This window comes from Streptomyces mobaraensis NBRC 13819 = DSM 40847 (assembly GCF_017916255.1).
GTDB classification, from domain to species: Bacteria; Actinomycetota; Actinomycetes; order Streptomycetales; family Streptomycetaceae; genus Streptomyces; species Streptomyces mobaraensis.
In genome coordinates this window covers 558,844-573,592 of record NZ_CP072827.1, presented here as the reverse complement: position 1 = coordinate 573,592, position 14,749 = coordinate 558,844, and the positions used below count along the sequence as shown (strand labels likewise).

Here is a 14,749-nt window from a genome sequence, read left to right as displayed (position 1 = left end):
GGTCGGCGCGGCAGCGGCGGGGCCCGGAAGAGGCGAGGAGAGGCGTGGAGAACACCGGGTCGGCGGCGGTACGGCTGCCGCAGCTCAGACTGGACGAACTGCTGGACGAGGTCCAGGCCCGGCTCGACGCCGCCCGCGGCACCCGCGACCGCGTGCACAAGCTGCTGGAGGCCGTCCTCTCGGTCGGCCGCGGCCTGGAGCTGGAACAGGTGCTGCGCGGCATCATCGAGGCGGCCGTGGTACTGGTCGACGCCCGGTACGGCGCCCTCGGCGTCATCGGGCCGGACGGCCGGCGGCTGTCCCAGTTCCTCACCGTCGGCCTCACAGACGAGGAGATCGCGGCCATCGGCCCGTACCCCTGCGGCCACGGCATCCTGGGCGAGCTGATCCGCCGTCCGGAACCGCTGCGGCTGCCGGAGATCTCCGAGCACCCGGCCTCGTACGGCTTCCCGCCCGGCCACCCGCCGATGAGCACCTTCCTCGGGGTGCCCATCCGGGTGCGCGACCACGTCTTCGGGAACCTGTACCTGACGGAGAAGCGCGGGGGAGCGGACTTCGAGGACGAGGACGAGGAGGTGCTGGCCACCCTCGCCGTCGCCGCCGGCATCGCCATCGAGAACGCCCGCCTGTACGAGGAGTCGACCCGGCGCGAACGGTGGCTGCGGGCCGGCGCCGAGGTGACCACCGCCCTGATGTCCGACCGGCCGCGCGCCGAGGTCACCGCCCGCATCACCGAACTCGCCCGCGAGATCACGGGATCCGACCTCGCGGTGTTCTCGCTGCCGGAGGCCGGGGACGGCGCGCTGACCGTCGAGGCGGCGACCGGTGAGGGGGCCGACGGGCTCCGGCACCTGGTCCTGCCCCTCGAAGGCACCCTCAGCGGCGCCGCGTTCACCGGAGCGCGCCCTGTCCGGGGCCCCGCCGAGGAGGTACCGGCGGGTCCGGGACCGGCCCTGGCCGTCCCCGTCACCTCCGGCGACGACGTCGTGCACGGCGTCCTGCTGCTCGTCCGGGCCGCGGGCGCCGGGGACTTCCCCGAGCGGGAGGCCGAACCGCTGCTGGCCTTCGCCGGCCAGACCGGCCTGGCCATGGAACTGGCCGAACGCCGCGCGGACACCGCCCAGTTGGCCCTCCTGGAGGACCGCGACCGGATCGCCCGCGACCTCCACGACCTCGCCATCCAACGGCTGTTCGCCACCGGCATGACCCTGCAGAGCGCCGACCGCTTCATCGACCACCCCGAGGCCGCCGAACGCGTCCGCCGCGCCGTCGGCGACCTCGACGAGACCATAAAGATCATCCGCTCCACCATCTTCGGCCTCCGCTCCCGCGAGACCGCCCCCCAGCACGGCCTGCGCACCCGCGCCGTCCGCGCCGTCGCCGAGGCCGGTACGGCCCTCGGCTTCGCGCCCAGCCTGCGCATGGAGGGACTCCTGGACACCCAAGTCCCCCGCGAGGCCGCCGACGACGCCGTCGCCGTCCTCGCCGAGGCCCTGGCCAACGTCGCCCGGCACGCGGAGGCCGGCACGGTGGACGTCGCCGTCGTCAACGAGGGCGGGGCCCTCGTCCTGACGATCGTGGACGACGGCAACGGCATACCCCCCACCGCCACCCGCCGCAGCGGCCTCCGCAACCTCACCGAACGCGCCGAACGCCACGGCGGCACCCTCACCCTGACCGCCCCACCGACCGGCGGCACGCACCTGGAGTGGCGCATCCCGCTGACCGGCGGCCGGTGCCCGACGGGACACGGGACGCGGGACGGAGGAGGAGCCGGCGCCCGATAACCGCTTCCGTCCCCGCGCCGCACCCCGCATCATGCGGTCATGATCAGCATCCATCTGAAGTACGAGATCGACGCCGACAAACTCGCCGACTTCGAGGAGTACGGCCGCCGCTGGATCCGGCTCGTCAACCGCTTCGGCGGCACGCACCACGGCTACTTCCTGCCGAGCGAGGGCGACAGCGACATCGCGTACGCCCTCTTCTCCTTCCCCAGCATGGCCGCGTACGAGCGCTACCGCACGGACAGCACGACCGACCCGGAATGCCAGGCCGCCTTCGAACTGGCCCGCACCACCCGCTGCATCAAGCGCTACGAACGCCGCTTCCTGCGCCCGCTCGACACGGGAACGGAGGCCCCTTCGGCGAAGACGCCCGCGTAACGAACCACCCCCCCGCCCCCCCGCCGGCGAGCCGACGGCCCACTACGGGACGTCGGCCAGATGCCCGGCCTCACGGAGGTACGGGCATCGCCCCCCGAGCAGCACCGCGGTCGCGGCGGCCAGGACACGGGCCTGCCGCGGGGGCACCAGCGGCGCCCACTCCTCGACGGTGAGCATGCGCCAGGCGTCGTGCTCGTCGGACAGCCTCACCTTGACGGTGCTCGCGTCGACGAGCGGACCTTTGAACAGGACGAAGACCTCGGGAATGCCTTCCGGGTGCACACCCCAGTCAACGGCCAGCAGCTCGGGGACGTCCGGCATGGTCAACCCCGTCTCTTCGAACGTCTCCCGCACGGACGTCTCCCACAGATCCTCGCCGTCGTCGTGACCGCCTCCGGGCAGCTGCCACGCGTCGCCCCAGGAGGTGTGCAGCAGCATGATCCGCCCCTCGTCGTCGTGGACGAGGGAGGCGGCGCACCCCAAGATGCGCGCCCGCCGGGCGAGCCACTCGGCTCGGGGGAACTGCGGATGTCTGGTCAACGGCACGCCCTCGCAATGGTATTCACGGATCGCCGACCCGCCAGCGTACTGTCCCCGGACGGGCCGACGGCGAGGGTTCAGCCGCTCGAGTGAACCGGCCGGTCGTGAATGATCGTCCGTCTTCGCCGGGAGATGCGGCTGTACGCATTCTGTGATGCTTGACACATCAGAGATTGCCGGAAATCGCGTAGGGCGACCGGATGTGTGCCACTTCTCTAGGTGTAGACCAACGCTCCATGTGTCTCTATGGTCACTTCCCGTTGCTTGATGTGGGCAAGCTTTGGGGAGGGCTTGGGGGATGTTTGGTCGTGCACGGGCACGTGCCTCAGGTGTCGCAGTGGCCTGTGGTCTCGGCCTGGCTTTGATCACGGGGGTGCTGCCGGATGCCGCGTCCGCGACTCCGGCAGGTGCGGCTTCGGCCAGGAGCTCCGCGCCGCGATACGAGGGCGGGGGCGACTCCGGGACGGCGGCGTCGGAAGCGGATGCGCTCGCCCAGGCGAAGCGGTCGGGCAAGAACGTGGAGGTGGCCTCTCAGCGTGGTGAGAGCTGGGATGTCGTCGCCAAGCCGGACGGCACGTTGGAGACGCGGGAGTACCTGAGACCGGTCAGGGCGCGTGTGGGCGGTGAATGGCGGCCCACGGACGTCGCGTTGGAGAGAACGCCCGAGGGGTCGGTCTCGCCGCACGTCGCCACCGTCGGAGTCTCCTTCTCCGGAGGTGGCGACACTTCTTTGGTCAAGCTCGACAAAGCAGGCCGCAAGCTGGCTCTCGACTGGCCGACCAGGCTTCCGACTCCGCGGCTGGAGGGGGACACGGCGACGTATCCCGACGTCCTGCCGGACGTCGATCTCCGGCTCACCGCCCAGGTGGACGGTTTCACGCAACTGCTGGTGGTGAAGTCGGCGAAGGCGGCGGCCAGTCCGGAGCTCGCGCACCTCCGTCTGAAGATGGCGGGGGAGGGCGTCACGGTCCAGGAGACGGCTCAGGGAGGCCTCAACGCGATCGACCAGGGAGCAGGAGGCACGGTCTTCGAAGCACCCACTCCGATGATGTGGGACTCCAGCCCCGGTTCGTCCGCCCCGAACCGGTCCGGAGCAGCACTTCGCAGGCCTGACCCCAGGAAGGTCCCGTCTGCCACCGCGAACCGGCGCGAGGTCTCCGGTCCGGCAGAGTCCGGGCAACTCGCCCGCGTGGCGGTCGACGTACCGGACGGCGGACGGGAACTGGTCCTGACCCCCGACAAGAAGGTGCTGACCGGCCCCGACACCGTGTACCCGGTGTACATCGATCCGCAGTGGTACTCGCCCCGGTCGTCGGCGTGGACCATGGCCTCCAAGTACTGGGCCAACGAGCCGCAGTGGAAGTTCAACGGCAAGAGCGACGCCGGCATGGGCTACTGCGACTGGAACCACTGCAATCCAGGTGACACCAAGCGCCTCTTCTACGAAATCCCGACGTCCAGATTCGCGGGCAAGACCATCCTGTCGGCCGAGTTCGTCGTCCCCGAGACATGGGCGGCCTCGTGCGCGAAGAAGGGGGTCCAACTGTGGAGGACCAAGGGCATCGACTCCTCGACCACGTGGAACTCCCAGGACTCCTCCGATTTCTGGATCAAGAAGCTGGGCGAGTACGACTTCGCGTACGGCTTCGAGGGCTGCGCCAGTGCGGACGCGGAGTTCAAGGTCCTCGACACGGTCAAGGAGGCCGCGGGCAAGTCGTGGTCCTCGGTGACGTTCGGCCTGCGGGCATCGGACGAGAGCGACACCTATGCCTGGAAGCGGTTCGCCAACCGGGCGTACCTGCGCGTCCAGTACAACCAGACGCCACCGCAGATCGCCATGTCCCAGTTGTCGATGGAGTACGGCGGGAAATGCAGGATCCCGGAGAAGGCGGTCCACGTACGGAGTCTCGGCAAGATCTACGCCAACCACGTCACCGATCCGGACGGAGACGACGTCGCCGTGGAGTTCCAGGCGGAGTGGGACGCGGGCGACGGCAAGGGGACCGTTGCCCGCTGGAAGCCGGGACTGACCTCGTTCAAGAAGTCCGGATCCGACTTCGCGGTCACCCTGCCGTCCGACATCACCGTCAACACCCCGGTGAACTGGTACGTGCGTTCCTACGACCGACGTGGATACTCGCCGTGGTCATACGCCGGTTCGCCCAGTGGCTGCTATTTCGTCCGTGACCCCAAGGTCCTGCCGGCGCCCAGAATGGCGTCCGCCGACTATCCCGAGTCGAAGCCGGGCTCGTCCGGTGACGGCGATCCCTGGTACGACGGGACGGGCCGCTACGGCTCCTTCACCGTCGGCCCGGCCGGCAAGGACATCACCAAGTACATCTACGGAATCAACGGGGACGCCACTCCGAAGAACACGCTCGGCACCACGGAAGGAGCCGCGAGAACCATCAAGGCCCTCCCCGGTGACGCCGGCCTGAACTTCATCACCGTTCAGGCGCTCGACGCCGTCGGCAATGTGAGCGAGCCGTACACCTACCGCTACAAGGTGCGTGCCGGCCAGCCGGAGCGGGCTACGTGGGCGATGGACGAGGGGCCGGACGCCAAGCAGGCCGAGGGCAGCACTCCGGCGCGAACGGCGGAGCTGCACGGGGGAGCTGTCACGGGGGCGGATGGTGCCATGGGCAAGTCGCTGTCGCTCAACGGTACGGACGCTTATGCGGAAACGGACGTTCCTGTCGTAGACACCTCCGGTGGCTTCACGGTATCCGCCTGGGCCAATCTGTCGAAAGTGCCGTCGGAGCCCGCGGCCGTCGCCACCCAGCCGGGCAACCACTCGCCCGGATTCTCGCTGTACTACTCCAAGGACTACGACCGGTGGGCGTTCAGCCAGTTCGCCTCGGACACGGACGGCGCACTGCCCGTCCGAGTCATGCAGCAGAAACCCGGCGGTGTGAAGCCGGGGGAATGGACGCATCTGGTCGGCGTCTACGACAGCGGTGACGACGAACTGCGGCTGTTCGTCAACGGCCGGCAAGAGGCCGCCGTTTCGTACAAGACGCCCTGGGACGCCCGCCGCGGTCTGCTGATCGGCGCGTCGTCGTCCAACGGCAAGCCGAACGCGTTCTTCCCCGGACAGCTCGACGAACTGGAAATCTTCAACAAGCCCGCTTCCGCGGACGAGGTCTCCCGGCTCTATGCCAAGGAACACATTCGCGGTCCGGGACGCCCGGCCCGCGCGATCTTCCCGCTGGACGAGGAGCCCGGAGCCAAGGAAGTGACCGGGCACGCGGACGTCATGCCGGCCGTTTTCCACGGCAATCCCCAGCCCGGCACCGATGGCGTCGACGGCAAGGCGCTGTCTCTCGACGGCGTGCACGACTACGCCACCGTCGACGCGCCCCACTTCAACACCATGGGAGCCTTCGCCGTCTCCGCCTGGGTCCGGCTGCCGAAGGAGAAGCCGACACACACGGCCGTGGTCGTCACACAGACCGGGGTCCATGCGAGCGGCGTCGAGCTCTATTACTCGCCCACCTACGACAAATGGGTCCTGAATCAGCACACACAGGACACCGCCGATGCCACGTCCAACAAAGTGGTCCAGAGCGCGGGCGCACGACCGCAGGGCGGTGAGTGGACGCATCTGACAGGCGTCCGGGACATCGTCGCCGGTACTCTCACCCTCTATGTCAACGGGGTGGAAGCCGGCACCGAACCCTTGGCCGCCTCCTGGTACGCCGACAGGCAACTGCAGATCGGCGCAGGCGCGTATTCGGGCAAGCAGGACAACTTCTTTCCCGGGGAGATCGACGAACTCCGGATCTACGATCGCCCCGTCTCGGTCCACGAAGTGCGCCAGCTCGTGAAGCAGCGCCCATTGGTGAAGGGTCGTTGGCAGTTCGAGGCAGCGTCGGGAAGCCCGGCCGTCTCGCCGGACGCCCTTCCGGACCGGCGGGCGGCGCGGCACGACATGACGTTCACCGGTGGCGCCGCCATCGGCGAGGGACATGTGGACAAGGGCGGCCTGAAGCTCAACGGCATGAATGCCGCGGCCTTCACCAACGGCGTTCCCGTGGACACCAGTGGCAGCTTCACCATGACCGCGTGGGCGCAACGCGTGGCGGACAAGCCGGGTCGCGCAATGACGGTGATGAGCGCGGAGGGCGCGTCACAGAACGCGTTCGCCGTCCGGTATCTCCCGGGCGACAAGAGCTCGGGTGAGGGGCACGGACGCTGGCAGGTGACGCTGCCGGGCAAGGACGCGGAGAAGGACGTCACCGTCACGACGGTGGACCACAATGCCTATCAGGATGCGGGGGACTGGAACCACCTCGCCCTGGTCTATGACGGCTTCTCGGATGAGCTCCGGCTGTACGTGAACGGCGTACTGGAGGAGTTCTCGTGCCCCGCGGATTCCGATGCCGCCAAGGCCGCCGGATGCGCCGACCGATCCTCCCGGGTGGGCAATGCCGTCTCCTTCGGCGCCACCAAGGCCTTGCACATGGGTCGGGCGATGGTGAAGGGATCCGGCACCGAGTACTGGTCGGGGCAGATCGACGACGCGTGGGCCTTCCAGGGGGCGCTGAGCGACGTCCAGGTCAAGCAGCTCGCTGTCGGAGAGCGCGACCTGCCCACCCGGATTCCCCACGACTGACCCGCGCACGCGTGGGGAGCCGGCGACGGTCGGGCTCCCCACGGGATTCGTGCAATGCCGTCGCAGACGGATTCCGCAGACTCGCAGCGCGCACGACGCGTTCGCGCTGCCTCAGCGAGGGATGACGAGAGATGAAAGGCAAGGCCGGAGTGCGAATCTCCCCTTGGCACAGACGCGTGGCACTCGGAGTGTCCACGGTCTTGGTGGGGGCACTGCTGCAGGGCGTGGCCGCATCGGCGGCCGACGCCGCCGGCAACCTCCCCGGTGCACCGCCACCGGGAAAGCCGGTAGCAGGAAAGGAGATCGGGAGTAAACCGCGCAAGATCGATCCAGCTCCGAGGGTTCCCGGGCAGGCCCCTCGGGCCTCGTGGAGCCCGAGCGGGAAATCCCTGGTCGAACTGACGGGTGGGCCGACCGCGGCCGGAGGGCGGGAGAACGCGGGCAGTTTCCCGCTCAGTCTCTTCGCGTCTTCGAAGGGATCGGAAAGGCCGCCCGGGTCACCCGACAAAGCCGAAGTCCGTGTCCTGGAACCGGAGGCGAGTCGTCGGGCCCAGGTGGACGGACCCCTGTTCGTCATCACTCCGGCGCCCGGCAAGAGCACGGCGAAGAGCGCGGCGCCCACCAACGCGCGGGTGCGCATCGACTACTCCGGCTATGCGCAGGCTTTCGGCGGCGGATACGCGTCACGACTGCGGCTCGTCGAACTCCCTTCTTGCGCGATCACCTCTCCCGACAAGGCCGCGTGCCGGACCGCGAAGCCACTCGCCACGAAGAACGACACCGAAAAGCAGGTACTGACCGCCGACCAGATCGCTCTGCGGGCCGGGAACACCACCGTCCTCGCCGCCGCCCCGGCCGCATCGGGCGAGAAGGGCGACTATAAGGCCACGCCTCTGTCACCGTCGGCGACTTGGAAGACCGACCTGAACAGCGGTGCCTTCAGCTGGTCCTATGACATTCCGGTGCCGGACGTACCCGGCGCTATGAAGCCCAACATCGGGCTCAGCTACTCGTCTTCGACCATCGACGGCCGCACGGGCAACACCAACAACCAGTCGTCCTGGGTGGGCGACGGCTTCGACATGTGGCCCGGATTCATCGAGCGCCGCTACAAGCCGTGCTACGACGACGGGGAGAAGCACGACGACGGCAACAAGCCCGGCGATCTCTGCTGGGCCTATGACAACGCCTTCATCTCCTTCAACGGCAAGGCGGGAGAACTCGTCCCGGCCGGCGGCAACGAATTCAAGCTCAAGAACGACGACGGCACCAGGATCGCCCGGCTCTCCGGCAGTGAGCACGACAACGGTGACAACGACAACGAGTACTGGCGGCTGACCACCCCGGGCGGTACCCGCTACTACTTCGGCTACCACAAGCTCAACGGCTGGACCAAGGGCAAGGACACCACCGACTCCACCTGGACCGTACCCGTCTACGGGAACAACTCGGGCGAACCCTGCCACAAAACCGGCTTCAAGGACTCGTGGTGCCAACAGGCGTGGCGCTGGAACCTCGACTACGCCGTCGACCGGCACGGCAACGCGGTCGGTTACTACTACGGCAAGGAGACCAACTCCTACGGCCGCGATCTGGAGAAGAAGGACGACACCCCGTACGCGCGCGGGGGCTACCTCAAGCGCATCGAGTACGGACTGAAGTCGGCCGACCTGTATGCCAAGCCGCTGGCCAAGGTCGACTTCACCAACGCCGAGCGGTGCCTCCCGCAGGACAAGGACAAGGTGACCTGTGCGGAGAACACCATCGACGACAAGAAGGCGTACTGGTACGACACTCCGTGGGACCTGAACTGCAAGGAGGGAACCGAGTGCGACAAGGGCCGCTTCTCTCCGTCCTTCTGGACACGGAAGCGCCTGACGGACGTCTCCACCAGCGTCCTCAAGAATGACGGCAAGTACGCGACTGTCGACTCGTGGAAACTGAACCACCGCTGGGGCACGGCGGACATCGACTACCAACTCCTGCTGGACTCGATCCAGCACACCGGCCAGTCCGCGAGCCCCGCCATCACCCTGCCGAAGACGACCTTCGCCTACACCCAGCGGACCAACCGTCTGGACAAGACCGGGGACGGCAAAGCGCCCTTCATCAAGGAGCGCCTCTCCACGATCGCGGACGAGTTCGGCGGGCAGACGGACGTCGTCTATTCGCAACCGGCATGCGACTGGGCGAAACTCCCCACACCCGAATCCAACACCACGCGCTGCTTCCCTCAGTTCATCGGCGGGAGCAGCAGCGACGATCCGACCAAGCAGTGGTTCAACAAGTACGTGGTCGAAGCCGTGACGGCCACCGACCGCACGGGTGGGGCACCCGACCAGGTGACCCGCTACGACTACCTCGACGGCTCCGCCTGGCACTACGACGATGACGACGGGCTGACCAAGGAGAAGTTCAAGACCTGGTCCCAATGGCGCGGGTACGGACACGTCCGCGTCCAGAAGGGAGGCCAGGGCGCGGACGCGATGAAGTCCCAGGAGGACAGCTACTTCCTCCGCGGCATGGACGGCGACCGAAAGGACTCCGACGGAGGCAAGAAGAGCGTCAGCACCCTCCTGAGCGAGGAAGAGGGCGGCCCGATCGCCGACCACGAGTCCGCGGCCGGCTTCACGTACCGCACCGAGACCTACTCGGGCCCCGGTGGAAAGGTCCTGTCCAAGACCGTCAGCCGGCCCTGGCACCACGAGACCGGCAAACGCGAACGCTCTTGGGGCACGGTCACCGCGAACTTCACCGGCACGGAGTCGTCACGTGCCTTCACTTCGCTGGACGGCGGAGCGGGTGAGAAATGGCGGCAGACCCGTACGGCGACGGAGTACGACACGAAGACGGGCCGCGCCAAACAGGTGGACGACTTCGGCGACACCGAAACCGATGCCGACGACCGGTGTACCCAGACCACGTACGCGGACAACCCCGACGCAAACATCTTCAGCCTGCCGTCGCGTGCCGTGACCGTCGCCGCCTCCTGCGACAAGGCGTCGTCGATCGACCGGACCAAGGCGGTCGTCTCCGACGTCCGCACGGCGTACGACGGAGGGACCTACGGAGCGGCCCCCACCAAGGGCGACGCGACCAGCGTGGCCACGCTGAAGAAGGACGACGGCCAGCAGGCGGTCTACCTGGAGTCCGGCAAGACCTACGACGGCTACGGACGGGAACTGTCGACCACCGACCTCACGGCCGACGTGGTCTTCGACCGATCCGGTGAGCGCCGCTCGACCACCAAGCGGACGGACGGCCGCACTACCACGACCGCCTACTCGCCCGCCACGGGCTTCCCCGACACCGTCACCGCGACTGCTCCGCCGGCCAAGGCGGGAGACCCGTCGACCGCCTGGACGAGCACGACCACGCTCGACCCGCTGCGCGGCCAGCCGCTCAGCAAGACGGACGCCAACGACCGGCGCACGGACTTCGACTATGACGCGCTCGGCCGCAGCACCAAGGTCTGGCTCCCCAACAAGGCGAAGGGCGCGGGCGGTGCGCCAAGCCTCGAATTCGTCTACTACATAGCCGAAGGCAAGCCGGCGGCGGTCGCCACCCGGACCCTCAACGACAACTACGGTCAGTTGACGTCGTACACGATCTACGACGGACTTCGTCGCCCTCGCCAGACCCAGGCACCCGGCCCCGACGGCGGCCGGTTGCTCACCGACACGTTCTACGACGAACGCGGTCTGGCCACGAAGTCCTTCGCGACGTACTACGCCCTCGGCGCTCCCGCGACGACCCTCTTCGCACCGGATGACGCCCTGAAGGTGGAGTCCCAGACCTGGACCGCCTACGACGGACTGGGCCGGGCCACCGAAACGAAGCAGATCGCCGGCAACAGCGACGCCGGCAAGGTGCTGTCCACGACCCGCACCGTCTACGGCGGTGACCGCACGACCGTGATCCCGCCGGTCGGATCCACGGCCACGACCACGGTGATCGACGCACGGGGCCAGACCACGGAACTCCGCCAGCACCACGACCGCGGCGCCGACGGAGAAGCGGACGTCACCCGCTACGCGTACGGTCCGACGGGCAAGCTGACCAAGTTCACGGATCCGGCGGGGAACGCCTGGACGTACACCTACGACCAGCTCGGCCGCCAGGTCTCCTCCGAGGACCCGGACAAGGGCCCGGTGACCAGCACGTACGACGACCGCGGCCAGCTGATCAGCGTCACCAACTCCCGCAAGACCAAGAACACGCTCTACTACGCCTACGACAACCTCGGCCGCAAGACCGAGCTCCGCGAGGGCTCGACCAGCGGCACGAAGCTGGCCGAGTGGACGTACGACACGGTCAACCGGGGCAAGGGCCAACCCGCCACCTCGACCCGCTTCGAGAACGGCAACGCCTACACCAATCGCATCGACGAGTACGACTCGCTGTACCGCGCCACGCGGTCACGAGTGGCGATCCCCTCCAACGAAGGCGCCCTGGCCGGGGAGTACTACTTCGGTACCACCTACAACCCCTCCGGCAGCGTCCAGGGCGTGATGCTCCCGAAGGCGGGCTCCCTGTCGGGCGACGGCATCGTCTACACCTACGACAAGCTGCTGCGCCCCACGGAGGTCGTCGGCTCCGGCGGTCTGAAGGCGAGTGTCACCAGCTACAGCCTCACGGGCAAGCCGCTCCAGGCGAAGGTGACCGGGGGCGGCAAAGTCACCCAGCTCACCAACGGCTATGAGTGGGGCACACAGCGGCTGGCCACCACCCGTGTCGACCGCGAGAACGCGCCCACCACGGACAAGGCCGCCACGTACACGTACGACGAGACCGGCAACGTCCGCGCAGTCTCCGACGCCGCGTCCGGTGGCCTGGACACCCAGTGCTTCACCTACGACTACCTGCGGCGCGTCACGGATGAATGGACCCAGCCCACGCCGTCCTGTTCGAACGCCCCGGACGGCAAGTCGATCGGCGGCCCGGCCCCGTATTGGAACTCCTACACCTACGACAAGACCGGCAACCGCCTCACGGAAACCCGCCACGACACCGGCGGCGACAGCGCCAAGGACACCAGGCGCACCTACTCCTACCCGCCGGCAGGCGGCCCGCAGCCGCACACGCTGACGGCGGTGGACACGACCGCACCCACGGGAACGGCCAAGGACTCCTACGCCTACGACTCCATCGGCAACACCACGACCCGGACGATCGCCGGTGACAAGCAGACCCTGGACTGGGACGCCGAAGGGCACCTGGCCAAGGCCGTCCAGTTCCGGAACGACAAGGTCGCCGACAGCGCCTCCTACGTCTACGACGCCGACGGCCAACGACTCATCGGCCGCACGGATACCGAGACCACGCTCTACCTCGGCGCCACGGAGATCACCCTCGCCAAGGGCGCCAAGACACCGAAGGCCACCCGCTACCTCGACCTGGGCAACGGGGTCCAGGCCGTCCAGAACGACGACGGCAGCGGCTCGTTCGTCGTCGGGGACCACGTCGGTACGGGCCAACTCGCCATCGATGCGAAGGACACCTCGGCCGCTCACCGACGCACCACCCCCTTCGGCAGCCCGCGCGGCGAACAGCCGAAGAACTGGCCGGGCACCAAGGGCTTCGTCGGCGGCACGAACGACACGACGACGGGCCTGACCCACCTCGGCGCCCGCGAATACGACCCCACCATCGGCCGGTTCATCAGCGTCGACCCGGTGATGGACCTGGGCGACCCCCAGCAGAACCACGGCTACACGTACGCCCACAACAACCCGGCCACGCTGTCCGACCCTTCGGGCCTGATGCCGGGGGATTGCTGGGCCATGCCGAGGATGCAGTGCACGAAGCGCTCTGATGGCGGATGGGATCAGCGGATGCCGGAAGATCCGGGTCCTACCAAAAATGATGAAGAAAGCGACGAGCGCGCCGACTCTGCTGGAAGTTGGACAGGGGGTTGTGGTGATGAGTGCGGTGGGGGCAGTGAGTATTCAGCCCCGCCGCAGCGCCCCACCGAAAAGGAACATCAGCCCTGGGCGATGGGGACCAATCCGAACTATCACAATCCGGGAGATAGAACGGTCTCTCCGCCTGCGAGTATTCCCGACGTGGTCACATGCACATCTGGTGACACGATGTGCAAACTGCGAGTTGCATGGTACAAGAACTCGGCGCTTTTCGGTTCCATGTTCGGCACGGTGCTCAGCGTTCGCAGTTTCGCCGGAGCGAGAGGTAAGGGGGCGGCAAGGAGCAGTGGTGGGGTCCCGTGTGAGCACAGTTTCACGACGGGTACAGATGTCCTGCTCGATTCTGGCGCCAGCAAGCCCATCGAAGAAATCAAGACCGGCGACAAAGTCCTTGCCACAGACCCGGAAACGGGCAAGCTGGCACCACGTGAGGTCGTCGCCACCTTCAACACTCGGCAAGACAAGTCCTTCACGGATCTGACAATCGATACAGGGCATGGTGCTGCGAGCATCATTGCCACGGACAATCACCCCTTCTGGGAGACCACGGAAAAGAAATGGGTCAGTGCAGGAGATCTCCGGCCGGGCTCCCACCTGCTTACGGAGAAGGGTGAGTCGCTCCGAGTCAAGGCAACCCGGCACTTCGTCAAGCAGCAGCGAACACACGACCTGACAGTCAGCGGCGTGCACACGTACCACGTGCTGGCAGGTACCGCACCAGTGCTTGTGCACAACTGTGATGGAGCTGTTCTTTGGGTCAAGGAGAACGCTAATATGAGTTCGGAAGCCCGGGCTTATGATGCGGGGGCAGCCGGTTCCAGGTCTGGTGTGGCTCCAGCGTTGCAGTACTACAAAGCCGACGCGAAGAGTCTGTCTCAAATCAAGTTCGACGGGTTTGATGCAGCCAACGGAGTGCTAATCGATCGCAAGATGAGCGTCACGACTTTCAACAAGACATATCGGCAGGCTATGAACCAGTCCCTAGCGCTTGAGCAGAACGGCTATACAGGTCGGTGGGAAGTTCCCAATGCGGCCGAAGCGGCGCGGGCCCGTAGCCTCCTAGGCAGGCTCCTGATCACCAACATTCGAGTAAGGGTCGTACCTTGATGGAAATCAACAAGGTTTTGGTTCGGGCGTTCGTAAGCGTTGTCGTCTCGATTGACTTGTCGGACGACGAAGACATTGACCCGGATGTCGCGACGGATATCCTTGAGCCTGCTGCTGCTATTTTCCGAGAGCTCTCCGAAGAGGGGCGCAGGGAAGTCGCAGCCCTGATGCTTGAGTGTGCCGAGTCCGAGGAGAACCCGGAGCGCAAAAGGGTGATGATCGGGCTTCCGGAAGCCATCGGTCTGCGCGGTGAGGGCTGACCATGGGACCCTCTCAGGGCAGGTCCTGAGAGTGTATGGAGTCCTTCCTGGATTAATTCAGGAAGGACTCCAGACAATTTTGGCTACAGAACTCGATGTCAACGTCACCGAACTCGGTGCTGCCCGTTGGTGTTTCAG

The 14,749-nt window shown here is 67.1% G+C and carries 6 protein-coding genes; 5 read left to right on the top strand and 1 reads right to left on the bottom strand.

Annotated elements, in window-relative coordinates; genetic code table 11:
• Positions 1-44 precede the first annotated feature (44 nt).
• Both J7W19_RS02235 and J7W19_RS02230 read left to right on the top strand, forming a co-directional pair.
• A complete protein-coding gene (locus tag J7W19_RS02235; protein WP_004953891.1) occupies positions 45-1,787 on the top strand; it encodes a sensor histidine kinase in 1,743 nt (580 codons plus the stop codon).
• Between the two features lie 39 nt (positions 1,788-1,826).
• Complete coding sequence (locus J7W19_RS02230; protein WP_004953893.1) at positions 1,827-2,165, top strand: NIPSNAP family protein; 339 nt, start codon at positions 1,827-1,829, stop codon at positions 2,163-2,165.
• A 42-nt stretch (positions 2,166-2,207) separates the two neighbouring features.
• On the opposite strand, the gene J7W19_RS02225 is transcribed toward J7W19_RS02230, so the two are convergent.
• Entirely contained in the window at positions 2,208-2,711 is a 504-nt protein-coding gene (locus J7W19_RS02225; protein ID WP_063825774.1) for an NUDIX domain-containing protein, read from the bottom strand.
• Between the two features lie 292 nt (positions 2,712-3,003).
• On the opposite strand from J7W19_RS02225, the gene J7W19_RS02220 reads away from it, so the two are divergent.
• The 3 genes from J7W19_RS02220 (at position 3,004) to J7W19_RS02210 (ending at position 14,611) form a co-directional block, all read left to right on the top strand.
• Positions 3,004-7,320 (top strand): LamG-like jellyroll fold domain-containing protein, encoded by a 4,317-nt coding sequence (locus tag J7W19_RS02220; RefSeq protein WP_051072539.1) that lies wholly within the window; start codon positions 3,004-3,006, stop codon positions 7,318-7,320.
• 554 nt (positions 7,321-7,874) lie between these two features.
• Positions 7,875-14,351: a polymorphic toxin-type HINT domain-containing protein gene (locus tag J7W19_RS02215; protein WP_004941981.1), complete on the top strand. Its 6,477-nt coding sequence runs from the start codon at positions 7,875-7,877 to the stop codon at positions 14,349-14,351.
• Positions 14,351-14,611, top strand: a complete 261-nt coding sequence (locus tag J7W19_RS02210; protein WP_004941983.1) for a hypothetical protein — start codon at positions 14,351-14,353, stop codon at positions 14,609-14,611. The genes J7W19_RS02215 and J7W19_RS02210 overlap by 1 nt, the downstream gene beginning before the upstream one ends.
• The last annotated feature ends 138 nt before the right edge of the window (positions 14,612-14,749 follow it).

Excerpts from the sequence above, each read along its gene's own strand:
- J7W19_RS02230 (WP_004953893.1), top strand. The coding sequence starts at position 1,827 with ATGATCAGCATCCATCTGAAGTACGAGATCGACGCCGACAAACTCGCC.
- J7W19_RS02220 (WP_051072539.1), top strand. The coding sequence starts at position 3,004 with ATGTTTGGTCGTGCACGGGCACGTGCCTCAGGTGTCGCAGTGGCCTGT.
- J7W19_RS02210 (WP_004941983.1), top strand. The coding sequence starts at position 14,351 with ATGGAAATCAACAAGGTTTTGGTTCGGGCGTTCGTAAGCGTTGTCGTC.